Origin of the sequence: Paraburkholderia sp. EG286A (genome assembly GCF_040965375.1) — a bacterium.
Classification (GTDB): Bacteria; Pseudomonadota; Gammaproteobacteria; order Burkholderiales; family Burkholderiaceae; genus Paraburkholderia.
This window is the reverse complement of the sequence record NZ_JBFRCB010000005.1, coordinates 192,375-216,925: the sequence shown is the minus strand read 5'-3', so window position 1 is coordinate 216,925 and position 24,551 is coordinate 192,375. Positions and strand designations below refer to the sequence as shown.

The 24,551-nt window shown below is 64.2% G+C and carries 11 protein-coding genes and 2 tRNA genes; 7 read left to right on the top strand and 6 right to left on the bottom strand.

The window, feature by feature from the left end; genetic code table 11:
- Window positions 1-9: 9 nt before the first annotated feature.
- Together AB4Y35_RS24155 and AB4Y35_RS24150 are read left to right on the top strand one after the other, a co-directional pair.
- Window positions 10-6,036: an AAA family ATPase gene (locus tag AB4Y35_RS24155; RefSeq protein WP_368706292.1), complete on the top strand. Its 6,027-nt coding sequence runs from the start codon at window positions 10-12 to the stop codon at window positions 6,034-6,036.
- Window positions 6,033-11,189 carry an AAA family ATPase gene (locus tag AB4Y35_RS24150; protein ID WP_368706291.1) on the top strand — a complete coding sequence of 1,719 codons (5,157 nt, stop codon included), beginning with the start codon at window positions 6,033-6,035 and terminating at the stop codon, window positions 11,187-11,189. Before AB4Y35_RS24155 ends, AB4Y35_RS24150 begins: the two co-directional genes overlap by 4 nt.
- A gap of 3 nt (window positions 11,190-11,192) precedes the next feature.
- Here the strand turns inward: AB4Y35_RS24150 and AB4Y35_RS24145 are convergent, their stop codons facing one another.
- Both AB4Y35_RS24145 and AB4Y35_RS24140 read right to left on the bottom strand, forming a co-directional pair.
- Window positions 11,193-11,567 (bottom strand): response regulator, encoded by a 375-nt coding sequence (locus AB4Y35_RS24145; RefSeq protein WP_368706290.1) that lies wholly within the window; start codon window positions 11,565-11,567, stop codon window positions 11,193-11,195.
- A 254-nt stretch (window positions 11,568-11,821) separates the two neighbouring features.
- Window positions 11,822-13,129, bottom strand: coding sequence for an MFS transporter (locus AB4Y35_RS24140; protein WP_368706289.1), 1,308 nt, complete (start codon window positions 13,127-13,129; stop codon window positions 11,822-11,824).
- Window positions 13,130-13,469: 340 nt separating this feature from the next.
- Here AB4Y35_RS24140 and AB4Y35_RS24135 point away from each other — a divergent pair, with 340 nt between their 5' ends.
- Window positions 13,470-18,653 carry an AAA family ATPase gene (locus AB4Y35_RS24135; protein ID WP_368706288.1) on the top strand — a complete coding sequence of 1,728 codons (5,184 nt, stop codon included), beginning with the start codon at window positions 13,470-13,472 and terminating at the stop codon, window positions 18,651-18,653.
- Between the two features lie 39 nt (window positions 18,654-18,692).
- Here the strand turns inward: AB4Y35_RS24135 and AB4Y35_RS24130 are convergent.
- Both AB4Y35_RS24130 and AB4Y35_RS24125 read right to left on the bottom strand, forming a co-directional pair.
- Window positions 18,693-18,768: transfer RNA gene (locus AB4Y35_RS24130), tRNA-Gly, on the bottom strand.
- Between the two features lie 5 nt (window positions 18,769-18,773).
- Window positions 18,774-18,849, bottom strand: a tRNA-Asn gene (locus AB4Y35_RS24125).
- A gap of 245 nt (window positions 18,850-19,094) precedes the next feature.
- Between AB4Y35_RS24125 and AB4Y35_RS24120 the strand changes: the two genes are divergently transcribed.
- Complete coding sequence (locus AB4Y35_RS24120; protein WP_368706287.1) at window positions 19,095-19,787, top strand: pyridoxamine 5'-phosphate oxidase family protein; 693 nt, start codon at window positions 19,095-19,097, stop codon at window positions 19,785-19,787.
- 16 nt (window positions 19,788-19,803) lie between these two features.
- Here AB4Y35_RS24120 and AB4Y35_RS24115 read toward each other — a convergent pair whose 3' ends face one another.
- Window positions 19,804-21,015 carry a GNAT family N-acetyltransferase gene (locus AB4Y35_RS24115; protein ID WP_368706286.1) on the bottom strand — a complete coding sequence of 404 codons (1,212 nt, stop codon included), beginning with the start codon at window positions 21,013-21,015 and terminating at the stop codon, window positions 19,804-19,806.
- Between the two features lie 375 nt (window positions 21,016-21,390).
- Entirely contained in the window at window positions 21,391-22,050 is a 660-nt protein-coding gene (locus tag AB4Y35_RS24110; protein ID WP_368706285.1) for a hypothetical protein, read from the bottom strand.
- A gap of 235 nt (window positions 22,051-22,285) precedes the next feature.
- On the opposite strand from AB4Y35_RS24110, the gene AB4Y35_RS24105 reads away from it, so the two are divergent.
- Genes AB4Y35_RS24105 through AB4Y35_RS24095 form a run of 3 tightly spaced genes read left to right on the top strand, consistent with a single transcriptional unit; the run spans window position 22,286 to window position 24,547 of the window.
- A complete protein-coding gene (locus tag AB4Y35_RS24105; protein WP_368706284.1) occupies window positions 22,286-23,119 on the top strand; it encodes an ABC transporter substrate-binding protein in 834 nt (277 codons plus the stop codon).
- Between the two features lie 16 nt (window positions 23,120-23,135).
- Entirely contained in the window at window positions 23,136-23,867 is a 732-nt protein-coding gene (locus AB4Y35_RS24100; RefSeq protein ID WP_368706283.1) for an amino acid ABC transporter permease, read from the top strand.
- On the top strand, window positions 23,864-24,547 hold the full coding sequence (locus AB4Y35_RS24095) for an amino acid ABC transporter permease (RefSeq protein WP_368706282.1): 684 nt from the start codon (window positions 23,864-23,866) through the stop codon (window positions 24,545-24,547). The genes AB4Y35_RS24100 and AB4Y35_RS24095 overlap by 4 nt, the downstream gene beginning before the upstream one ends.
- Window positions 24,548-24,551: the final 4 nt, after the last annotated feature.

The following is a 24,551-nucleotide window of genomic DNA, read 5'->3' as shown; positions in this document are numbered from 1 at the left end:
AGGAGAGGTATGGCAGCTAGAGCGGGTCGGCATGCGATCGCCGGGATCCCGGGTTGGGAGGCGACAGGCGCCGCGGAAACGCACGGGCGCATCACCAGCGCGGCAATGCTCCATCGCGAAGACGACCTGGTGATGTACCGCGTGAGCGCCGACGCGAGCGAGCAGCCGCTCATCGTGAAAGCGCCGTTCGAGCAACGCGCGTCGCGCGAACTCCTCGCTTCGCTCGAGAAAGAATATGGCTTGCGCGATTCAATCGATACCCAATGGGGCATACGCCCGCGCGCGCTGTTTCGCTCGGGCGGCCAGTTTCTCCTCACGCTGGACCATTGCGAAGGCGTGCCGCTCGGCGGCGAGATCGCGCACAGGCGCCCGCTGCCGCGCTTTCTTGCGCTCGCCGTGTCGCTCGCCTCGGCGCTCAAGGGCATGCATGCGAACGGGCTCGTTCATCACAACCTGAGCCCCGCGAACCTGTTCGCGGATCGCGAACAGCGCGTGTGGATCACGGGCTTCGGCAGCGCGTGCGGTATCGAGGGCAACTACGCGGGCGGCGGCGAACCCGGCCTCGTGCCGATGAGCCAGCTCCCGTATCTCGCGCCCGAGCGCACCAGTGCCGTGAGCCAGCGCAGCGATCCGCGCAGCGACCTGTATTCGCTCGGCGTGCTGCTCTATCAGCTCTTGTCCGGGCAGATGCCGTACGAGGCGCGCGAGCGCGACGAATGGATCTACTCGCATCTCGTGAGCACGCCGCGGCCGCTGCGCAATGTCGTGCCCGAAATCCGGCCCGAGATCGAATTCGTCGTCAACAAGCTGCTGGCCAAAGCCGCCGGCGACCGCTATCAGAGCGCCGCGGGCGTCGAGGCCGACCTGCAGCTTTGCCTCGACGAAATGACCCAGGGTTCGGAGGTTTCGCCCGCGCTGCTCGGCCGGGGCGACCGTCAAGCGCAAGTCGTGTTTCCCGTGCGCACCTATGGGCGGCAGCGCGAACTCGAACAGCTGCACGGTGCACTGGCGCGCGTGCGTCAGACCGGCGACGCCATGGCGGTGATCGTCGAGGGCGAGCCCGGCGTCGGCAAGACGTTTTTCATCGAGGAATTCAAGCGCAATATCGGTTCGGCAGGCGTTCATTTCACGCTCGGTAAATTCGATCAGTACAACGACAACGTGCCGTACGCGGCGTTCGTCCAGGTGCTGCGCGGGCTCGTGCGTCCGCTCCTGCGGAAGACCGGTCCGGAAATCGCGCTATGGAAAGGCCGCTTCGATGAAGCCGTGGGCAAGGCCGGGCAACTGATCGTGAATCTGGTGCCGGAGATCGGCGCCATCGTGGGGCCGCAGCCCGCCATCGAAGCCCTGCCGCCGCAAGAGGCGACCAACCGTTTCATGCTGGTCGTCAAGCGCTTTCTCATGCTGTTTTCGGACCGGCAGCAACCGCTCGTGCTCTTCCTGGACGACGTGCAATGGCTCGATTCCGGCACGCTGGAAATCATCGACGGACTGGCTTCGGATGCCGAACTCGGGAACCTGCTGCTGGTGCTCGCGCACCGCAACATCGACCTGGGGCGCTCGCGCGTGGCCAGCGAACGGCTCAACGGCATTCTGTTCGGCCGCAAGGTGACCGAAAAAATCGGCCTCGCGCCGCTCGCGCTCGCGGACGTCGTGACGCTGATCGCCGAGACACTGGTCGAGCCGCCCGAAGCCGTCGCGCCGCTCGCTTCGGTGATCTTCGAAAGGACGGGCGGCAATCCGTTCTTCACGATCGAATTCCTGCGCGAGCTGATTCAGGACCGGCTCATCGTGCCGGACTCGTACAGCGTGGGCTGGACGTGGGACCTCGACAGGATTCGCGACAAGGGCTACACCGACAATGTGGTCGACCTGCTTACGCTGCGTCTCACGCGCCTGAACGACGAGACGAAGCATGTGCTGGCGGTCTTCGCGTGCGTGGGGGGAACGGCGCGCGTCGGCGCGCTGGCCCGCGTGCTCGGCACCGACAGCCGCCGCGTGCTGGCGACGATGCGTGAAGCCGAGACGGCGGGCCTCGTCTCGCGCAAGGGCGAGGCCTACCGCTTCGCACACGACCGCGTGCAGGAGGCCGCGTATGCGATGCTCGGCGAGACCGAGCGTGAACTCGCGCACGCGCAGATCGGCACCAATCTGCTGTTTGCGATGCCAACGGCCCCGGGCACGGCCGAAGTGTTCGAGGTGGTCGGTCACCTGAACCGCTCGCAGCGCATCCTCTCGCAAGCGGACCGCACGCGGCTTGCCGAACTCGACGTGCTGGCGGGCAACGCGGCCAAGGCGGCCGCCGCGTGGAGTTCCGCGCGCGAGTATTTCGCCCAGGCGGAAAAGCTCATCGTGCAATACGGCGTGAGCGAGACGCGTATCGACGTATTCCGGCTGCTGCTCGACATGGCCGAATGCGAGTCCCTCGCGGGCGATTTCGGCCAGGCGCTGGAAACGGTGCGCAAGGCGTGCCACCGCGCGGGCGGACTGCTCAAACGCGCGGCCGCGTTGCGCATGGAAATCCGCATTCATCAGGCATCGGGCGATTACCGGCGTGCGATCGACACGACGCTCAGGGCGCTGGCGCTGCTGAACGTCGAGGTGCAGGGCGAAGGGATCGACGATGCGCTGGTCGCACAAAGACTCGCGGCATTGCGCGAGCTGTGCCCGCCGCACCAGGTGGCGGCGCTCCTCACGCGCGGCTGCCTCGAAGACCCCATGCAGGAGGCCGTGATCGGCCTCATCATCGACGCGATCCCGAGCGCGTACATCAGCGAGCAGAAGCTGTTCCCGATTCTCGTGCTCAAGGCAGCCGAACTGTGCCTGACGCACGGCAACACGCGGTTGGCGGGCTACGTCTACGCGATCTACGCGCTCTTGCTGGTCGGGACCACGCGCGAATTCGATCTCGCACTGCGCTTTTCCGAGCTGGCGCTCGCCGTGAACGAGCGCTATGGCGAAGCGCGTTTGACCGGCACGCTGCTGCACCTGCACGGCGACCACATCCTGATCTGGCGGCGGCCGTTTCGCGCGGCGATTCCCGTGCTGGGCCGCGCGATGAGCCAGTGCGTGGAAGCCGGCGACTTCATCTACGCCGGCTATATCGCCTTCGAGAGCATCTGGCAGGCCTATGAGCGCGGCGAGCACCTCAGCGAGGTGACCCGCCTGTGCCGCGAGAATCTGCGGTTTGCGAACGAGCTGCGCAACAAGACCATCTCCGTCACGATCGAACTCGAATTGCTGTTCCTGCTGCGCTTGCAGGGCGTCGATGCGGCGGAGCGGGGCATTGCGTCCACGCATGACGCGCTCGTCGCGGCCGTGCGCGAGAGCCAGTTTGGCTGCGGTATCGCCTTCGCGGCAATCATGGAAATGAAGCTGGACTTTCTGCACGGCCGCTTCGCCGCCACCGTTGCACGCGCAAGAGAAATCGAGCCGCTGCTGGGCGCGGTGATGGCGATGCCGATCGAGGTGACCTACTACTTTCTGCGCGCGCTCGCGCTGATCCGCGTGATCGACGAGGTGCGGCAGGAAGCGGGGCAGGAGGCCGCGCGCGAAATGATGGAGCGCGAACTCGTCGACGCCACCGGCCGCCTCGCGTCATGGGCGCAAAGCGCACCCGAGAACTTCGGCAGCCGCCATGCGCTCGTCACAGCCGAATATGCGCGGCTCGTGGGCGATTATGTCCAGGCGGAGCAGGAATACGAGCGTGCCATCGAGCTGGCGCGCGAGAACGGGCAGCCGCATTACGAGGCCATCGCGCGCGAATGCGCAGCGCATTTCTACCTGCAACGCGGTTTGACTTCGGTATCCCACGCATGCCTGCGGGCGGCGCGCGACGCTTACGCGCGCTGGGGCGCCGACGCCAGGGTGCGCAGCCTGGAGCAGGCGTTCCATCACCTGCGCGACGCCGCGCCCGTCGCGCCCGGCTCGGGCGGCCATGCCGCGCCGCTGGGCACGGTCGACGTCGCGGCGATGGTCCAGTTGTCCCAGGCCGTTTCGAGCGAAATCGACCTCGACAAGCTGGTGCAGGCGTTCATGCAAATCGCGGTGCGCCACAGCGGCGCGCAGCGCGCGCTGCTGATTCTCTGGTCGGGCGAGAGCTTTCGCATCGTGGCGGAAGCCGGCTGCGCGGAGAGCGGCATCACGGTGCAGGCGCGCGACATGGGGCTGTGCGAAACCGTGGCGCCGCTCACCGTCATCCGGCATGTCATGCGGGTTCACGAGAACGTCGTCATCGACGACGGCGCCGAGCCGAACGACTTCCGCGACGACCACTACCTCAGTAAAGGCCGCTGCCGCTCGCTGCTCTGCCTGCCGTTGCTGCGGCATGGCGGGCTGGTCGGCGTGCTGTACATGGAGAATGGCGTCACCCCATACGTGTTCGATGTCGCGCGCATCAACCTGATGAAGATGCTGGCGACCCAGGCCGCCATTTCCATCGAGAACGCAAGACTCTATTCGGCGCTCAAGCGCGAGAATGCCGAGCGCCGCCAGACCGAAGCGCGGCTCCGACGCAGCGAGGCGTTTCTCGAAGAGGGCCAGCGGATCAGCAAGACGGGGACCTTCATCTGGAACACGCTCACGAACGAGCTGCTGTGGTCGCGCGAAAACTACGCGTTGTGGGGCGTGGATTTCACCTGCGAGCGGCCGACCATCGAGATGTGTCTGGCACGCGTGCACGTCGACGATCATCTGCGCTTCAAGGAAGTCTTCGTGAAAGCGATCAGCGAGGACGCGACCCATAGCTTCGAATTTACGACCGTGCAGGACGACGGCAGTTTGCGCCGCCTGCAGGTGATTTTCCGGCCGTGGTCGAGCGACGAGAGCGGCGCGCGCGAGTATATCGGCGCGACGATCGACATTACGGACCGGCGCGCTTTCGAAGACGCTTTGCGGCGCGGCGAGATGTATCTCTCCGAGGCGCAGCGGCTCAGCAATATCGGCAGTATCGGCTGGAATGTCGAGTCGCGCGACATGACGTGCTCCGCGCAAACCTACCGGATCCTCGAAATGGACGCGCCCGCGCGGCCGCACATGGATCTCATGCTGGAGCGCATTCATCCCGACGACGTCGATCAGGTGCGGCGCGCGCTGCGCGAGGCGGAGCAGGGCGCATCGATTATCGAGGCCGAGTATCGCGTGCGCGTGGAAACGGGCGCGGTGAAGTACCTGCGCATGATGGCGAGACCGATCGAGTCCGCTAGCCGGGGCGTGGAATACGTCGGGGCTCTCGCCGACATGACGGAAATTCACCAGGCGCAGAACGCGCTGCTGCGTGCCCAGGCGGAACTCACGCACGTCACGCGCGTGTCGACGCTGGGCGAACTGACGGCCTCGCTCGCGCACGATCTCAAGCAGCCGCTCATGGCGATCATCACGCATGGCGAGGCGGGCATGCGCTGGCTGGACCGCGCGGTGCCTTCGATCGCCGAAGCGCGCAACAATCTCGCGCGCATCGTGAGCGACGCGGATCGCGCGAGCGAAGTGATCAACCGCCTGCGCGCGCTCGCGCGCAAGGAGCGCCCGAATCGCGCCGCCATCGATTTGACGCAAACCGTCAGCGAAGTCGTTGCGCTGGTTCGGCAGGAAATGGAGAAGAACTCTATCCGCCTGCGTGTCGTAGCGGAAGACGGCTTGCCGAAAGTGGCCGCCGACAAGATCCAGATTCAGCAGGTGATCATGAACCTGATCTTCAACGGCATGCATTCGATCCTGAAGTGTCCGGGCAGCACGCGGGTGCTGAAAATCTCGGCGGAACTCGTCGGGGCGGAGTCCGTGCGTGTGTCAGTGTGCGATACGGGCACCGGTATCGCCGCCGATATCGTCGACCGGCTGTTCGAGCCATTCTTCACGACGAAGACGGACGGCATGGGGCTTGGCCTGTCCATTTGCCGCTCGATCATCGAGGAGCATCGCGGTTCGATCTGGGCGTTCAACAATCAGGACGCGGGCGCGACTTTCTGCTTCGAGCTTTGCGCGGCAGACAGCGGCGCCGGCGACGCCGTAGCGGCACACGCGAACGGGATGGCCGCATGAGCCACTCCGCGCCCATTCTGGATCAGCTGGCCGATTACGATGTCACCCAGCTGGTGGCGGGGCCGCCGGCGCTCTATCGCGGCGTGAACAAGGAAGGCGCGCGCGTGTTGTTCTCGGTGACGGAGGACGGCCCGAAGGAGCACGAGCGGCGCGCGCTGCTCGAGCACGAATATGCGTTGCGCACGCGTCTCGCCGCACCGTGGGCGGCACGGCCTCATGCGCTGCTGCGGGAAAACGGCTTGTTCGCACTCGCGTTGCGCGACCCCGGTGGCACGCTCTTGCGCGCGCGCTGGCGCTCGCCGCAAAAGCTCGAGCGCTTTCTGCACGCCGCGATTGCAATTGCCGCCGCCGTGGAATCGCTCCATGAAGCCGGACTGATTCATTGCGACCTGAATCCCGATCATATTCTGCTCGACAATACCGAAGCATCCGCGTGCCTCCTCGGCTTTGGCCACGCGATGACGGCCGATCGTTCGGATCGCGAAGCGAATCTGCATCACGCCAGCAGCGGATCGATCGAATACATGGCGCCGGAGCTTTGCGGGCGGATGGAGCGGATGCTCGATTGCCGCGCCGACCTGTATTCGCTGGGCTGCCTGTTCTACGAAATGCTGACCGGCGTGCTGCCGTTCACAGGTGTCGACAGAATGGCGCTCGCGCATGCGCAACTCGCCAAGCAGCCCATGCGTCCTTCCGCCTATGCGCTCGGCTTGCCGCGCCAGGTCGAAGCGGTCGTCATGAAACTGCTCGCCAAGAATCCCAACGACCGCTACCAGTCGGCCGCTGGGCTGCAGGCCGATTTGATGCGCTGCCTGAATGCCGGCTCGGAGCGCAGCGGGACGGCAGTGTTTCCACTGGACCTGCACGCGAGCGTCGCGAACAGCCGGCATACCGGCGCGCTCCATGGCCGGCGCGAACAGATGGATGCGCTCGACGCCACCTTGCGTCGCGTGAGCGCGAGCGGCGCGGTCGAACTGGTCTTCGTCGCCGGGTACTCGGGCAGCGGCAAGTCCGCGCTGGTCGATCAGTGGGCAGGCGCGATCGGCACGACGTCGATCTCGTATGCGCGCGGCGCCTGTGAACAGCTCGATTCGACGCAGCCCTATGGTGCGCTGGCCCGCGCGCTCGAGCGGCTCCTTCGTCCGATTCTCGGCCTGGAAGACGCGAGTTTCGCCGCGACACGCAAGCGCCTCGCGGCGCGCATGGGCGAGCGCGCGGAGATTCTCTACGGCCTCCTGCCCGACCTCAAACTGATACTGGGCGATCTGTCGAACGAAGCCGAAACGGAATTCAACGTAGACCGAGCGCTTTATTTGCGCACGATTGCCGATCTGCTCAAAGGCGTGTTGCCGCCCGAGCGCCCGCTCGTGCTGTTTTTCGACGACATGCAGTGGGTCGATGAAGGGACGCTGACGGTCCTCGACTATCTGACCCGTGACGGCGAACTCTCGCATGTCATGCTGATCGCGGCGTTTCGCAGCAACGAGGTGACGCCCGAGCATGCGCTCGCCCGACTGATCGCCGGCGCGAAAGACCGGCATCAGATGATCGCAGTCGAGCCACTCGACCGCGCCGACATGGCGCGCCTCGTCGGCGATACGCTGGGCTGCAAGCTCGACGCGTCGCTGCCCGTGATCGACATCATCCGGGAAAAGACAGGGGGCAATCCGTTCTTCACGATCCAGCTTGCCGCGGAACTCGCGAGCGAAGGGCTGATTGAGTTCGAGGAAAAGGGCGCATTGCGCCTGCGGGACGTCGATCGCATTCGCGCAAAGCTGTACTCCGACAACGTTGCGGACCTCATGCTACTGCGCTTCGCACGGCTCTCCGAGGCCGCGCGTTACGCGTTGCAGGTCTTCGCCTGCCTCGGCGGCACCGCGAAGGTCGCGGATCTCGCGGCGGCCGCGAACCTCACGAAGCAGGCGTTGGAGGCGAGCCTGCGCGAGGCATTCAACGCGTCGCTGATCGACCGCGATGCGGACATGCTGCGCTTCAAGCACGACCGCATTCGCGAAGCGGCGTACGCCTCGATGAGCGAAAGCGAACAGGCAGGCCTGCACCTCGATATCGGGCGCAGACTCGCCATGCGCCTGCGCGAGGACGAGCCGAGCGACGAACTGTTCGTCGTCGCGAACCAGATCAATCGCGGGGCATCGCGGATCGACTCGCCCGAGGAGCGCAAGCGCTTTGCTTACCTCAATCTGCTCGCAGGCGAAAGAGCGAAGGTGGCGACCGCGTACACGTCGGCGCTCGTCTACTTCGAAACGGCGGCGGCGCTGATCGACGAAAGCACCGACGAAGACACGGCGCAGTGGACCGAATTCCACCGGGCCGACGTGGAATGCCTGATCGGCACGCTCGCGCCCGCCGAGGCGCGGCTCGTGGCGCTCGGGCGCAAGCCGGTAAGCATGGCGTTGCGGGCGGATTTGACGCGCCTGACGGCGAGCCTGCAAACCGCGCAGAACCGGCAGATTCAGGCGCTGACCACGGGGCTCGATTTTCTGGCCCGGCTTGGCGTGAACATCGACGAGCGTCCTGCCGACAGCGAGGTCGATCGCCTTTACCGGCAATTGCGCAGCGAACTGGGCGAACGGTCGGTGGCACAGCTGGCCGATAACGCCTGGGTCGAAGACCCGGTGTGGCGCTGCGCACTCGATGTGCTCGCCGATCTGATTCCGCCCGCGCTCTTTTTCAACGCCAACCTGCTCGACGTGATTCTGCTGAACCTGACCTTGCTGAGTTTGCGGCACGGTCTTTCCGATTCCGCGGCCTATGGTTTCGTGTGCCTGAATCTCGTGTTCGCGGAACGCTATGGCGATTACCGGACGGGCTACGAGTTCGCGCAGCTGGCCGTCGACGTGGTCGATCGCTGCAAGCGGTCGCGTTACAAGGCGCGCATCTACATGCGCTTTGGCAGCCTCGTGATTCCCTGGAGCCGCCCGGCCCAGGACGCCATGCCCTATATCGAGCAGGCGAAGAAGGTGGCGAGAGAGGACGGCGATCTGGTGTTCGACGTGTCCGGCGCACGCAATGTCGTGAGCGTGCTGCTGCTCGCGGGGCGGCCGCTGGACGAGGTGCTGACGGAGGCAAAGAACGGTCTGAACGTCGCCAGGCTGTCGCGCTTCTATCTGTATTCGGGCGTGTTCCGCGCGCAGATCCAGCTCGTCGAGCAACTGGGCGATGCGGGATGGCGCGAGACGGCGGATCAACCCGGCGACGAGGAATACCAGCGCGATATCGAAGCGGTTCGGGCGAACAATACGAGCGTCGGCTTTGCCTACTGGGCGTGCAGGCTGCAGGCGAGTTTCATCTCCGGCGATGTCGAAGCGGCGCTCGAGGCCGAGCTGGCGGCGAGGCGATCGATCGGCGCGTCGAGAATGTTCCTCGAATTGATCGAATATCGCTTCTTTGGCGCACTCATGCGGGCGAAGCTGTGCGAAACCGCGACCACGCGGCCCGAACAGGCCGCGCACCGTGAAGCGCTCGACGCCCATCGCGCGGCGCTGGCCGCGTGGGCGCATGTCGGTCCCGCGAACCTGATGGGCCGGGCCGCGCTCGTCGATGCCGAAATCGCGCGGCTCGACGGCCGCGCCCGTGAGGCGGAGCACCTGTATAACAAGGCCATTCGTCACGCACACGAGCGGCGGATTCTGCATGTCGAGGCGCTCGCGTGCGAACTCGCAGCGGGATTCCATCGTCAGCAAGGCCGAGGCGCGATTGCCGACGCCTACCTGCGCGATGCATCGCATGCCTATGCATGGTGGGGCGCGAATGCCAAGGTGCGCGCCATGACGGAGCGCGGCGTCAAGACGGAGGCCGCGGCCAGCGCGCCGATGCCGGCGTTCGAGTATCCCTCGCAGCAGCTCGATATTGCCGCGATCATCAAGGCTTCGAGTGCGCTGTCCAGTGAAATCGTGCTGAGCCGTCTGATCGAAACGCTCGCGCTCGTGACGCTCGAACACGCGGGCGCGCAGCGTTGCGTGCTCGCACTGAACCATGAGGGCGGCTTGCAGATCCACGCCGAGGCCGAGACCCGCGCCGAACTCGCGGAGGTCAATGTCGTGCGGCGCGCGATTTCGAGCGAGGACCTGCCGCTTACGCTGGTGCGCACGGTGATCCGCACGGGGCAGCCGCTCGCGCTCGGCAGCGCGTCGACCGAGGGCGGCTATACGCGCGACGACTATGTGCGCAGGACCCAGGCGAAGTCGGTGCTCTGCCTGCCGCTGCTCAAGCAAGGCGGTCTGGTCGGCGTGATCTTTCTGGAGAACCGGCTCAGCGAAAGCGCATTTACCGAGGACAAGATCGCGGTGCTCTCCGTGCTCGGCGCACAGGCCGCCATCGCGCTCGAAAACGCGCGGCTCTATCAAGACGTCGTCGAGCAGAATCAGCGTATCGCGCATACGGAGGAAGCGCTGCGCAACGCCATGGCCGAATTGGCGCGCGTGACGCGCCTCACGAGCATGGGCCAGCTGGTGGCATCCATTGCGCATGAAATCAGTCAGCCGATCAGCGCGATTCATTCGTCCGCCTCGGCAGGCGTGCACTGGCTCGAGCGCGAGCCGCCCGCGCTAGATGAGGCGCGCAAGATGCTCGCGCTCGTGGCGGGCGAAAGCCTGCGCGCGTCGAGCATCATTCACGGCATACGCGAACTGGCGAAGAACGTGCCGCCCACGCTGATCGTGTTCGACCTGAGGTGCGCGGTTGCCGAAGCGCTGATGCTCGCGGGCGCCGAGGTCGAGAATAACCATGTCGAAGTCGACAACGCCATCGCGCCGGAGTTTTTCGTCAAGGGCGACCGCGTGCAGATTCAGCAGGTCGCGCTCAATCTCATCGTCAACGCGGTGGAGGCGATGGCCAGCGTCGATTCGCGTGCGCGGGTGCTCGAACTCTCCAGTCGGCATGTGGAAGGAGGCCGGGCCGAAATTACGGTGGCCGACTCGGGCCACGGGCTGCAGGCGTGCGTAGAGGGTTCGCTGTTCGAGCCGTTCGTCACGACCAAGGCGACGGGCATGGGCCTCGGCTTGTCGATCTGCCGCTCGATCGTCGAGCGCCATGGCGGTACGCTGGAGTTCGAGCCGAACACGCCGCACGGTGCGCGCTTCGTATTCTCGCTCACCGCTGCGTTCGCGGCGCCCGACGACGTGCGGCCCTGAACGTCAGCCGGCTGAGGCGACCGCCTGCCTGACGTGCATGGCGAGCGCCTGCGCGCTGACCGGTTTCGTGAGGAACGCGCGCACGCCGATCGCCATGGCCCGCGCCTCGACTTCGGCGGTCGGATAGGCGGTGATCAGCACGAACGGCGCATCGATGCCCATGTCGAGCATGCCCTCGTACATTTGCAGGCCGGACATGCCCGGCATCTGGAGATCGGAGACGACGCACGCCGTGCGATGGTGCGCAAGCCATTGCAGGACGTCATGCCCCGATTCGAAGGTTTCGACTTCGTAGCCGAGCGAACGCAGCAAGCTGGCAAGTGCAAGCCGAACTGACTGATCGTCGTCGACCACACAGACGTGATGAGCGGCGGACACGCATGATCTCCTGAACAACAATGGCGCGCCGGAACAGAACGTCAGCGCGGGTCGACAGCGCTGATAGTAATGACGGAATTCGCCTGGCGGAATCATACGCTTGTATAGCGGGTGTGAATATTAACAACACCGGCCACCATGCACGGGCCGTCGGGGAGATCGATGCGCGTGCGTACACTGCACGGCGCACGCAATGGGCGTGCACGCCGCGCAGGTTTCTAACGATTCATTTCGAATAGTTTCGGAATGGAAAGTTATTTTTTCGCCGCGTCGGACGTACGGGGCAACGCGAGACTCGTCAATGCGCCGATGACGCTCAGTGCGGCCACATAGAGTTCGGGGGCAGACGGGTTCCATTTCAGCATCAGTGAAACGAAAACCGGTGTCAGGCCGCCGAATACCGCGTAGGCCACGTTATACGAGAACGAGATGCCGGAAAAGCGCACGGCGGGCGGAAAGGCATTGACCATGGCCACGGGAATGGCCGCCACCGCGCCGACGAAGAAGCCCGACACGGCATAGAGCGGCAGCAGCGCGCCCGGATCGGCGGCGAGGTGCCGAAGCATGGCGAAGTACGAAGCGCCGAGCAGCAGGCAGCCAGCGAAGATCGTGCGCCGCGTGCCGATGCGGCCGGCCAGCATTCCTGCAACCACGCAGCCGACGCACAGGCAGAGCGTCGCGGCCGAATTCGCCTGCAGCGCGGCGGCGGGGTCGATATGAAAGCGTTTCGCCACGAGCGTGGGTGTCATGAGAATCACGACGACGATTGCCGCGGTGAGCGTCCACGTGAGCAGCATCGACACGATCACGGCGCGACCGTGCTCGCGCAGCACGGTCTTGAGCGGCACTTCGGTGGCGAGCGAGCGGCGCGCCTTCATTTCGACGAACACCGGTGTCTCGTCGAGCCAGCGGCGCAGGAAGGCCGAGAGAATGCCGAACAGGCCGCCGATCACAAACGGAATCCGCCATGCGTAGGCTGCGATTTCCGCATGCGAATAATGATGATTCACGCCCGAGGCGATCAGCGAGCCAAGCAGGATGCCGAACGTCAGGCCGCCGGTCAGCAGGCCGCACGCGTAACCGACATGGCGCGGTGGCACGTGTTCGGAAACGAAGACCCATGCGCCGGGTACCTCACCGCCCACGGCTGCGCCTTGCAGCACGCGGCACACCAGCAGCAGGACGGGCGCGGCAATGCCGATGGCCCCGAACGTCGGCAGCAGGCCCATGAGGAGCGTGGGCAGCGCCATCAGCATCACGCTCAGCGTGAACATGCGCTTGCGGCCGACCAGATCGCCGAAATGCGCGAGGATCACGCCGCCGAGCGGCCGCGCGAGATAGCCTGCCGCGAAAATGCCGAAAGTCTGCAACTGGCGCAGCCAGTCGGGAATGGTGGGTGGAAAGAACAATTGGCCAATCGCGGCGGCGAAAAAGACGTAGATGACGAAATCATAGAATTCGAGTGCGCCGCCAAGCGCAGCCAGGGTGAGCGTGCGGTGATCGCTTGCCGCCAGTGGGCGGCGCGGCACAAAGGGAATCTGAGACGAATTGAGGGAATTCATCGGCGGGGCCAGTTTGGGTTGAGGGAGGGCACGTTCGGTGCGCGCGGGCGCGATGGGCGATCGATGAACCGACCTCGGCGCCGATAGCGTACCAGGCCATCAAAACACCTGACGCATTCCCGCTATTCCAGACGCAGGGCGAGCCATGCAGGGCGCGATTGGTTTTGTACAAAAAAACTAAAGAAATGCATCAGTTCATTCGGATATGATTTAGGAAAGAATTCACGAACAATCCTTTGACGCTCGAATTGAGCGCGCATTGCGAATGCCGTTACCGGTTGAATCCAATATGTCCGAATTTTTATCTTCCATGTCCAAAGCGAACAAAAGGAGGGAAAGCATGGTGGCGGACTGGAATAAGGCCGATTCTGCCGATCTGGCAACCCGCTTGATCGATGCGAAGCTGACGCTGTTGCGCGACGGCGCGGTGCAGCTTTATCGCGTGGAGAAACCGGGTTCGTCGGTGCTGGCCGCCATCCCGCTGTCGCCGGCGCCCGAGGCCGGGCTCGCCCAGCTGCGCCACGAATACGGCATTCGCGCCAGGCTCGAACATGGGTTCGCGCTACGGCCCATCCAGTTCGTGATCCACAACCAGAATCCCGCGATGCTGCTGCACGACCCGCGCGGGCAGATGTTGAATGGGCTCGTCGGCGCGGCCATGCCGCTCGAAGCGTTCATGCGCCACGCGGCGCGCATGGCGTTGGCGCTGGCGTCGGCGCATGCCGCGGGGCTCGTGCATGGTGCGTTGACGCCTGCGAACTTCATGGTGCACAGCGAAGGGCGCCGCGCCTGGCTCACGGGTTTTCGCGCGCTGCGCGCCGTTCCGGACGCCGAAGCATTCGACAGCGACATGCTCGCGAACGTCGACCCGGAGCGCGTGCATTATGTGGCGCCGGAAGCGACAGGGCGGCTGCGCCGTCCCGTCGACGCGCGCTCGGATCTGTATTCGCTCGGCTGCATCTTCTATCAGATGCTCACGGGCAGCGTGCTGTTTCCGAATCTCGCGCCGTCCGAAGAAATTCACGCGCATATCGCAAGGCGCCCGCTGGATGGCAGCGCCGCCTCCGTCATTGCGCCGCAGGCTTTGCCGATCCTGTTGCGGCTGCTCGCGAAGGAGCCGCAGGAGCGCTACCAGGCCGCGACCGAGGTGGTCAAGGATCTGCTGGCCTTGCATGCTCCGGGGAGCGGGGACGATGCGCCTGCGCCAGCTATCGCGCTGCCGGCCGTGCACGGTGTCGATAGTGGTCCGCGCCGTTCCGATCTGCTGTTCGGCCGCGAGCGCGAGATGAACCGGCTGCTGCAGGCGGTGCTCGATGCATCGGTGGGCGAACCCACGCCACTCGTGCTGGTGGAGGGTCCGGCCGGCATCGGCAAGACGGCGCTGGTTCAGCATTTGCGGCAGCGGCTCGCCGATACGCCGCACGAATTCGCCCAGGGCAAATGCGAACAGGCGGACGGCGCGAAGCCATATGCCAGTCTCGGCCGCGCGCTCCATTCGTTGCTGCGCAGTGCGCTGGGCTATCTGCCCGCGGATTTCGAGCAGCTTCAGCGGCGCATTGCCGACACGCTGGCGGACGAGGTCTCCATCGTCACGACGATTTTTCCGGAACTCGCGCGCATCGTCGGCGAGCGCGCGTACCGGCCGGCGGTGTCGGCCCATGCGGAGCGCCCGCGCTTTCTCGACGCCATGACGCGTCTGCTGGGCACGTTTGCCGTACGCGGGCGGCCGCTGATTTTCTTCCTCGACGACCTGCAATGGGCCGACGAAGGCACGCTGGAAGTGCTCACGCATGCCGCGCGCAGTCTCGCCGGGCGGCACGTGCTGTTCGTCGGTGCAATGCGCGAGAACGAAGGCAACGGCATCGGTCCGCGCGGCGGCGCACTACGTGCTGAGGGGCTGTGGCAGAAACTGCCTTTGGGCCCGCTCTCGCACGACGATGTCGGCGCCTTGTTGACGGCCTTGCTGCCAGGCACGGTCGATCAGTTCGATATGCTGAGCAATGCGATCTGGCGCTGCACAGGCGGCAATGCGCTCTTCACGATCGAGTTCGTGCGTGCGCTGATCGACGACGGCGTGCTTGCCTGCAGCGAGTCCACGCAGGCCAGCGTTCCGGCTATCGAAGGGCGCATGCGCACGCCGAACCTGATCGAATTGATCTCGGGAAAGATCGGCACCTTGAGCGCCAATGCGAGGTCGGTGCTGCGCTGCCTTGCGTTGCTCGCGGAGCCGGCCGTGCTCAATACGATCGTGGCGGCCATGCGGCTCACTCGGGCGGAGGTCGAGGCGGGCCTGAGTGAAGCGGTGGACGCGCAGTTGCTCAATCTGAACGACGAGCTTTATGCGTTTGCGCACGACCGCGTGCGCGACGCGGTGTACTACGGATTGAGATTCGACGAGCGCGAAACGGGTCACCTGGAGATCGGCCGCGAATTGCTGGCGAGCCGCGCATACCAGGCGCAATCGATTAGCGTATTCGTCGTCGCGAATCAGTTGAACGAGGCGGTGTCCATCGTGACGGCGCCCGAGCAGCGCCATCAGTTCGCCATGGTCAATCTCGAGGCCGCGCGCAGCGCCAAGGAGGCGACGGCCTACGCTTCGGCCATCTCCTATCTCTCGCATGCACGCACCTTTCTGCAAGGGAGTTCGGCGCCGGAAGCGGTTGGCGCGCTGATCGATCTGCGTTGGGGCGAGTGCGAGTTTCTGTGCATGGAGATCAATCCGGCGTTGCGCCGCCTGAACAGCGTGCGCGCCGGATTGCTCGACTTCAAGGACCGTGCCGCCCTGGCCCGCCTTCGTGCGGCGCTCTACGTGACGAACGACCAGCCCGATATTGCCGTGGCGGTCGGCCTGCGCTATCTCGCCGAAGAGGCCGAAGTCATGCTGCCGCTCATGCCGACAGCGGAAGACGTCGATCGCGAATACGAGCGGTTCCGCCAGTTGTTCGCGGGACGCAGCATCGATGCGCTGCTCGGTCTGCCCATGTTGCAGGACGAGGGCATGCGCAATGCGATGGACGTGCTCGCCGACCTGATTCCGGCGGCGCTCTTCACGAGCCAGCGCCTCGTCGAACTGCTCATTCTGCGCATGACGAACATGGGGCTGCAGCATGGCCATTCCGACGCGTCGTGTTACGCCTATGTTTGCCTGAGCTGCGTGGTCGGGGCGCGCTACAGCGATTACGCGACCGTCGCGCGATTCGGCGAACTGGCGATGCGTTTGCCGGCGGAACGCGGCATCGCGCAATATCAGGGGCGGGTGCAGATGTGCTACGGCACGGTCAACCTGCCCTGGACCGGGGTGGCGTCGTCGGCGCGACGCCATATCGAGGAATCGATACGGCGCACCGCGCAGGAAGGGGACATCACGTTCTCGGTCTATGCGCGGCGCAACCTGGCGGCGAACCTGATCTTCGCGGGCGTCGCGCTTTCCGATGTGCAGCAGTGCGTGGAAGACGCGATCAAGGTGGCGCGCCAGGCGGGATTTTCGCTGATCATCGACGCCGTACTCGCCCAGGCGTGGCTGATTCGCGCCATGCGCGGCGTGCCCGTCGACGTGGGGGTGGAAGACCCGAACGCCGATTACATGGCGTTGCTCAAGGAGTGTTTGAGCAGAGAGTCGAACCGCGACCTCGCGGCGTTCTCGTTCTGGACCTACCAGCTTCAGACTGCCTATCTGTTCGGCCATTATTCGACGGCGTTGCGCGCCGAGGATGAAGCGAGCCGCACGGCCTGGTCGTCGCCAGCGTTCATCGAGATGGTGGATTTCATCTTCTACCGCGCACTGCTGCGGCTCGCGCTGAGCCGCCAGTCGACAGGGCAGGCGCGCGACGCGCATCTGCAGGTCGTGCACGAACAATTAGCGGTGCTTGACGTATGGGCGGACGAATCGCCCGATAACTTCCGCTCGCGCGAGCGGCTGGTGCGGGCCGAACTGGCGTTCACGCTGGCAGACGCGGCGCGCGCGCAAGGGCTGTACGAGGAAGCGATCGCGCTTGCCGAGGAAACGCGGGCCTTCCATCTTCAAGGCCTCGCCAGGGAACTGGCCGCGCGCTTTTGCGCGCATCAGGGCTGGCATGCGGCGGAGCAAGGCTACCTCGTGCAGGCGCGCAGCGCTTACGCCTGCTGGGGCGCCGATGCGAAGGTCAGGCAACTCGAAGACGAATTCCCTTCGCTGGGCGTGGCGCGGGCCGCGTTGCCTCGTGCCGCGGGCCTGACGCTCGGCGGCACCGAGCATCAGTTCGACGTGGACGCGGTGATCCGCGCGGCGCAGGCCCTGTCGGGTGAAATCGCGCTGCCGCAACTGCTTCAGGTCTTGCTGGACATCGCGCTTCAATACGCCGGTGCCGACCGCGTCGTGCTGTGTCTGCTCGACCAGGGCATGCTCAATGTCGTCGCGCAAGCCATGGTCGGCAATCGCGCGGTGGAAGTGGACTTCGAGCGCACGACCGCGCTATCGGACATCCTGCCCGCCTCCATCGCGTACACGACGCTGCGCACCAAGGAGTCGGTCCTGCTGGACGACGCGCTGGCCGACTCTCACTATGGCACCGACGCGTACGTCCGGTCGCACCGCTCGCGCTCGATCATGTGCGTGCCGCTGATCAAGCAAGGTGAGCTCACGGGCTTGCTTTATCTGGAGAACAGCCAGATTTCAGGCACGTTTACGCTGGCGCGCTTGCGCATTCTCGAAGTGCTCGCCTCGCAGGCGGCCATCTCGCTCGAAAACGCGAAGCTTTACCAGAATATCGAGTCCGAGCACGAACGGCGCGCGGCGGCGGAACGGCATCTTCGCGACACGCAAGGCAAGCTGGACCGCGCCGCGAATCTCATGGCGCTCGGCGAGCTGGTTGCGTTTATCGTTCATGAAGTCAGTCAGCCGGTCAGTGCGATCGGCATGAGTTCGATCGCCGCCATGCAGTGGCTTCAGCGCGATGTGCCCAATCTGGGCGAGGCGATCGAAATGCTCGAACAGATTTCCACGAGCAGCCAGCGCGCGGCCAATATCGTCGAGAGCATCCGGGCGATGGTCAAAAAGTCGCCGCCGAAGATCGGGCCCATGGATATCCATGAAGCGATCCGCGAGGTCGTGGGGCTGCTGCGCGAGCGGATACACAGCGGCGGTGTGCGCGTGACCGGCAACTTCGCGGCACAGCCGCTGCGCATCGAAGGCGACCGCATCCTGCTTCAGCAGGTGATCATGAACCTGATATTGAATGCGCTCGAAGCGATGAGCGAGACGTCAGGACGCGAGAAGAAGATCGAGATCCAGACGTCCGGCGATGCGTACGCGGCGCTGTGGGTGTCGGTCACCGACACGGGCCCAGGTATCGCCGCGAAGGTCGTGCACCATCTGTTCGACTCGCTCGCGACGACCAAGGACGCGGGCATGGGCATGGGGCTGTCGATCTGCAAGTCGATCGTCGAGGCGCACGGCGGACAGATCGAAGCGGCTTCGCTGGAGGGGAAAGGGGCGTGCTTCCGGTTTTCGCTGCCTCAAGGCGGAGGCAGGGGCAGGCGCGATTAGACGCTGTGCCGTTCGCAGGCGGATGGCCTGCCTGGATGCTGGAGCGGGAGACGAGTCTCGAACTCGCGACCTCAACCTTGGCAAGGTTGCGCTCTACCAACTGAGCTACTCCCGCATGTCTGGCTCCCCGACCTGGGCTCGAACCAGGGACCTACGGATTAACAGTCCGGCGCTCTACCGACTGAGCTATCGGGGAATCAAGGAGGCCGGATTGTACAGGAGATTTTTTGATCCTGCAGCTTTTTCCTGACAAATCTCGACGAGTCGGATTGCGAGTGATTTAGTTGGAGATTTAACGGTTTACGATGTATTACTTGCGGTCAATCGGCTTTGGATCGTTTCGTGGCTCCACCGCGCCACGCAAGTCTGGATCTACCCATGGGGCCACTGCTTGTCTATCGTAGGCGGCATCTCAACCCGAACCGTAGAGGAAGCCAAACGATGTCCCTTGCCGATGCCGTCAACGAACCTGCCGCCGACACCAGCGCAGCACCTTCGCAACGCACGCGTGTGCGCCGGATCGCGCGGCGCGCGCACTACGATGCGGCGACGCTGCATGCGATTCTTGACGAAGCCTACGTCTGCCACGTCGCCTTCAGCGACGAGTACGGCGTGCATTGCATCCCCACTGCATGCTGGCGCGAGGGCGATCATCTCTACATTCACGGTTCGAACGGCAGCCGCATGCTGCGCCTCGCGGCCGATGGCGCCGAGGTTTGCGTGACCGTGACGCATCTCGATGGCCTCGTGCTCGCGCGCTCGGCGTTCAATCATTCGATGAACTATCGTTCCGCCGTGATCTACGGCGTGTTCGAGGTGGTGACGGAGGAACACAAAGCGGGCGTGCTCGATGCCTTCATGGAGCACATCGCGCCAGGCCGCCGGCATGAAGTGCGTGCGGGCAACCGCAAGGAACTGGCGGCGACCACGGTCATGCGCATTGCGCTCGCGGAGTCCGTGACGAAGATCCGCACAGGCGGCCCGAAGGACGACGAGGAGGACATGGATCGTCCCGTCTGGGCAGGCGTGCTGCCGCTGACGCTCGCACCGCTGCCGCCCGTGGCCGATACCGCAACGCCGGAGCGCGAGGCTCCGGCTTACGTGAAGACCTGGTCAAACCGGCACGACGGCTGACCACGGACTGCGGCGTTCACCGCGCCGACGTGAGGGAGTGCAGCTTCGCGCGCAGCGGGTCGATGGCAAACTCGCGCGCTCTGCGCAATACGCGCCGAAGCTGCTCCGCGGCGAGGGGAAATTCAATGAGCCTGCCGCGCCAGGTGAGTACGACGAAATGCGACTCGTACCAGCTTTTATGATTTGACCAACGTTCCTTGTAGCTCGAGAAGTATGGGCGGAAGTCGAAATCACGGCCGTTCGCGAGCGCCCATCGCGCCATGCTGTCCACCAGCAGGTTGCCGACGGAGCGGGCGGCGTAGGCCTCGTCATACGTCGTGATGAAATACTCCAGTCTGCGCGGCCCGGTCAAATTGACGGATGCCGCAATCGGAACACCGTCCAGTTTGACGAACGAGACCAGTGGAGTCGTGACGAGATCGGTCCGCCCGGCGAGTTCGATGAAGAAGTCGCGCACGTCGTCATTCATCAGATAAGGGGCGTCGAGGCCGCGAGAGAGCACCCAGTGGTGCTTGGTCGCAAAGAGCCACGTAAGTACCGCTCGGGCGTCGTCGACGTCCTTGCACCAGCCGTATTCAACTGCGCCGTCCTCCGAAAGCCGCCTTGCGAGACGTCGCAATGGGCGCCGTAGCGAGTCGGGCCTCGTGGCGATGAAGGCGTCGAAGCTGGGGAACCGCGACAGTTCCATGGAGTACCCGGAAAGCAGACGCCAGCGTTCCGGAAGCGCGCGCAAGACCCATGACAGCGACGCACGCGAGAGCGCCTCGTTTAGAGGGCTATTGCACTCGACGAAGCGTATCTCCAGCACGTCGGCGTCGACGCTGCGCAACGCATCGACGGCGGCGTCATGGAAGCGTCTGTCACCGCGATCGGATACGAGCGGGCCGCCATATTCCTCGTTGCTGCCGCAGCCGAGTGCGCGCGCGACCCGGCATGCGCCTTCGCGCGCAATGCACAGCGGCCAGAGCGCGACGAGCGCGGCGCCATCGTAGACCAGCGCGACATTGACCGCCGCGCCGCGCGCGAATGCCCTGGCCGCCGCAAGTTCGCAGTAGGTAAACTCGAGTGTCGCCGGGCACGCCGTGCAGACGGCTTCCCAGCAAGGGCGCAGTTTCAGGAAGTCCGCGTGGGTGCTGCATACGCGGATCTCGTGGCGAAGGCTACCCGTGGTCGCGCGGGCGGCGACGTCGGGAAGGAAAGCAGTCTCGGTCGGTGAGTTTCGCATCATGTTGTCCCGGTAGTCCGATTCGGCGGAGCGTCAATCTCACATTTTCCTTATCGCTATGGACTCCGAACGAGATACGTATGAACATCGGAGGCATATCCATATGATCCATCGAAATAACTCGCGCAGCGCGCGAAAGTATTCCGATTGCTTGAAATTGGCGGCGGACGACTAATGCGTGGTGGAAGCGTGGTAAGAGGTATGCGGAATTGCGGTAAAACGCACCGCACCATCGTATGAATGCGTTTGACCTTCGGCATGAGTTGCCGCTCGATTAGTCGGTTGAATGATCAACTACGTGGAGATCCGACCGAGGACGAACACGGCGATTGCCGGGCCCGCAAGATTTTGATTGCGAGTGGTCGCGTTCGGTCCTGGTCAGGCGATGGCGGACCAGAGCATGCTGGCGATTGCGACGAGGTAGAACACTGCCGTGATGATTGCCGCCACGCGGAGTGGCCGGCCGACCGCCGAACTGGTGGTGATGATGACCAGGCTTATCCCGATGCCGATCAGGGCGAGCACGAAGAGTCGCGGCAGCAGACTAAAGCCATCCAGCCCAACCTTGAAGATCGACCAGCCCAGGGCGGCGGCGAACATGCCGAAATACCACCATAGTCCCGCTGAGCGGTTCCATAGCATGAGGATGCCAGCGCCGATCAGTGCAACGCCGGCAACGAAGTAGTAAGGCGCGTGGCCCATCCAGGGTATCCACCCGCCCAGCACTGCGAACGCCGCGCCGACGAGGATGATCCATTCTGCGGTCTCGGCAGGAGACGTCCAGCGGCGGTAAGACATACAAGTCCCCCTAATGCAGACAAACCGGGCTTTACAGTGAGTCTTGCTGAAGTCTGAAACTGACTCATCGACGCATCGATGAAGAAGCTCAAAGCAAAGTCCCACGTTGATGCTAAGCAGCCGATGTGCCCAGGTCAAGAGTGATAACCCCTTGAATTTGTAAGAACTTAAGAACGTATTCGCATTCAATTTTTTCGCGCGAAAGAAATGCATGTCGATGGCATTCGCGATAGTCGACATTACCGGCTCAATGGATTGTCCCGGCAAGAGTTGCAGCGCGAGGCTGCATGCAGAGAAGCATGCGTCAACATTACTTGCGGCAGGCGGCGTGCCGTTGGCCGATATCGCCAGCCATGCTTTCGATCTGAAAAATACTTGGTTCGTTCGCACCCATCATGCAGATAGGCTGCGTACTTCGCCGGCGCACAGGTTCAGCGGCAGCGCAAGCGCAACGAGAAAAGAAGGAAAACCGATAATGAAAAGCAGCATCTGGGGCGCAGTGCCAGGCGCACTGTTGACGGCACTTCTGGTGGTGGCATCGACATCCGCGCAGGCGGATCGTCTGGACGACATCAAGCGGGCGGGCGTATTGCGCGTCGCTGCATTCGACAGCAATCCGCCGTTCGGTTTCGTCGATCCGCAAGACAATCAGATCGTTGGACTCGACGTGGACTATGCGCGCGCCGTCGCCAAAAGCCTGGGCGTGAAGCTCGAAGTTCAGCCCACCAATCCTGCCAATCGCATCGCCTTTCTGAAGTCGGGCAAGGTCGATCTGGTATTCGCCAACTTTACGATTACCGACGATCGCAGGAAGGAAGTGGATTTCAGCACGCCGTACTTCGCCTCGGGCACCCAGTTCATTGCGAAGAAGGGCGTGCTGAAGTCTTCGGAACAGCTCAATGGCCTGCGTATCGGCGCGGACAAAGGCACGACCAACGAACAGCAGGTGCGGGCGAAATTCCCGGGCGCAACCATCGTCGCTTACGATGACACGCCTTTCGCTTTCGCTGCGCTGCGCACGGGCAACGTGCAGGCCATCACACAGGACGGCCCGAAGCTCGTCGCGCTGCTGGCACGCGCGCCGGACAAGGCGGGCTACGAGATTTCCCCGTTCACGATCTCGAACGACTACGAAGGCGTTGGCGTGCCCAAAGGCGAGACGCGTCTGCTCGATGCGGTGAACAGCACGCTGACGCACCTGGAAAGCGACAGCGAGGCCGCGCAGATCTACGACAAGTGGTTCGGCCCGAAGAGTGCGGCGCCGCTACCGCGTCTCTTCAAGATCGGCGACCCGCAAAAGAACAGTTGAGCGCGGCGCCCGATTCATGCATAACTGGCTTGAACCGAAGCATGTCGCGTGGCTCGAACAAGGTTTCTCCGTCACGCTGATGCTCTCTGCCTGCGCGGCGGCGTGTGCGACGCCGCTGGGCTTTCTGCTGGCGGTTGCGCGCACGGCCCGCACTCGCGCGATTGCGCGCGCTGCGGGACTCTACGTGTTCGTCTTCCGCAATTCTCCACTGCTCGTTCAATTGCTGTTCTGGTACTTCGGCGTCGCGGCCGTGCTGCCGTCCGGCTGGATGACCTGGCTTAACACGCCGCACGTGGCGACGCTTGGGCCGCTCACGCTGCGCTGGCCGAGCTTCGAATTGTTTGCCGGCTGGGTCGGATTGACCTGCTACACCACGGCGTTCATCGGCGAAGAGTTTCTGGCCGGCTTGCGCGGCGTGAACCACGCGCAGTGGCAGGCGGCCGCGGCGCTTGGCATGCGCCGGTACGTAACCCTGCGCTACGTGATCCTGCCGCAAGCGTTGCGCATCGCCACGCCGCCGCTCGCTGGCCAATACATGAACGTGATCAAAAATTCGTCGCTGACGATGGCGATAGGTGTGGGCGAACTGTCGTACATGTCGCGGCAGGTCGATACCGAAAGCTTCAGGACCTTCCAGGCATTCGGCACCGCGACCGTATTCTATGTGCTGGCCATCGCGGTCATCGAGGTCGCGCTGGTGCTCTGGCAACGCGCCGGCCTGCACGGTTTGCAGCGAGGCCGTGCATGAACGGGTTCGCGTGGTTTCCTGCTTTGCGTTATCTGATGATCGGCGCATTTCCGGCGGGGCCGCTGGGAGGCGTTGCATTGACGATCGCGCTCTCGGTGGTGTCCGCGCTGCTCGCGGCCCTCACCGGATTCGCGCTTGGCGTCGCGCTCGCCATGACGCGCGGCGTCGTGCGTCTCGCGCTGACCGCGGCGGTCGCGTTTTTTCGCGCGATACCCGTGCTGATGCTGATTTTCTGGACCTTCTTCCTGATGCCGATCCTGCTGCACATCGACGTTCCTGGTCTTGCGACCGTCGTGTGCGCGCTGGCGCTGATCGGCGGCGCGTATCTGTCGCATTCGGTCTATGCGGGCATCACGTCGATCAGCGAAGGCCAGCGGCAAGCAGCGCTTTCGCTGGGCTTGACGCGCTGGCAGGCATTACGCGAAGTCATCCTGCCGCAAGCCGTGCGGGTGATGATGCCGTCGTTCGTCAACCAGTGGGTGGCGTTGATCAAGGATACGTCGCTCGCCTATATCGTCGGCGTGCCGGAATTCACGTTCCTCGCCAATCAGCTCAATAACCGTCTGCTGGTGTACCCGGCGCAAATCTTTCTGTTCGTCGGGCTCGTCTATCTGCTGCTGTGCGGTGCGTTGCAGTGGATCGCCAATGCGCTGCTCACGCGACGTGAGCCGGGCTTTTAACCCA

Coding starts and splice junctions, on each gene's coding strand:
- AB4Y35_RS24155 (WP_368706292.1), top strand. CDS start 10: ATGGCAGCTAGAGCGGGTCGGCATGCGATCGCCGGGATCCCGGGTTGG.
- AB4Y35_RS24150 (WP_368706291.1), top strand. CDS start 6,033: ATGAGCCACTCCGCGCCCATTCTGGATCAGCTGGCCGATTACGATGTC.
- AB4Y35_RS24140 (WP_368706289.1), bottom strand. CDS start 13,129: ATGAATTCCCTCAATTCGTCTCAGATTCCCTTTGTGCCGCGCCGCCCA.
- AB4Y35_RS24135 (WP_368706288.1), top strand. CDS start 13,470: ATGGTGGCGGACTGGAATAAGGCCGATTCTGCCGATCTGGCAACCCGC.
- AB4Y35_RS24120 (WP_368706287.1), top strand. CDS start 19,095: ATGTCCCTTGCCGATGCCGTCAACGAACCTGCCGCCGACACCAGCGCA.
- AB4Y35_RS24115 (WP_368706286.1), bottom strand. CDS start 21,015: ATGATGCGAAACTCACCGACCGAGACTGCTTTCCTTCCCGACGTCGCC.
- AB4Y35_RS24110 (WP_368706285.1), bottom strand. CDS start 22,050: ATGTCGACTATCGCGAATGCCATCGACATGCATTTCTTTCGCGCGAAA.
- AB4Y35_RS24105 (WP_368706284.1), top strand. CDS start 22,286: ATGAAAAGCAGCATCTGGGGCGCAGTGCCAGGCGCACTGTTGACGGCA.
- AB4Y35_RS24100 (WP_368706283.1), top strand. CDS start 23,136: ATGCATAACTGGCTTGAACCGAAGCATGTCGCGTGGCTCGAACAAGGT.
- AB4Y35_RS24095 (WP_368706282.1), top strand. CDS start 23,864: ATGAACGGGTTCGCGTGGTTTCCTGCTTTGCGTTATCTGATGATCGGC.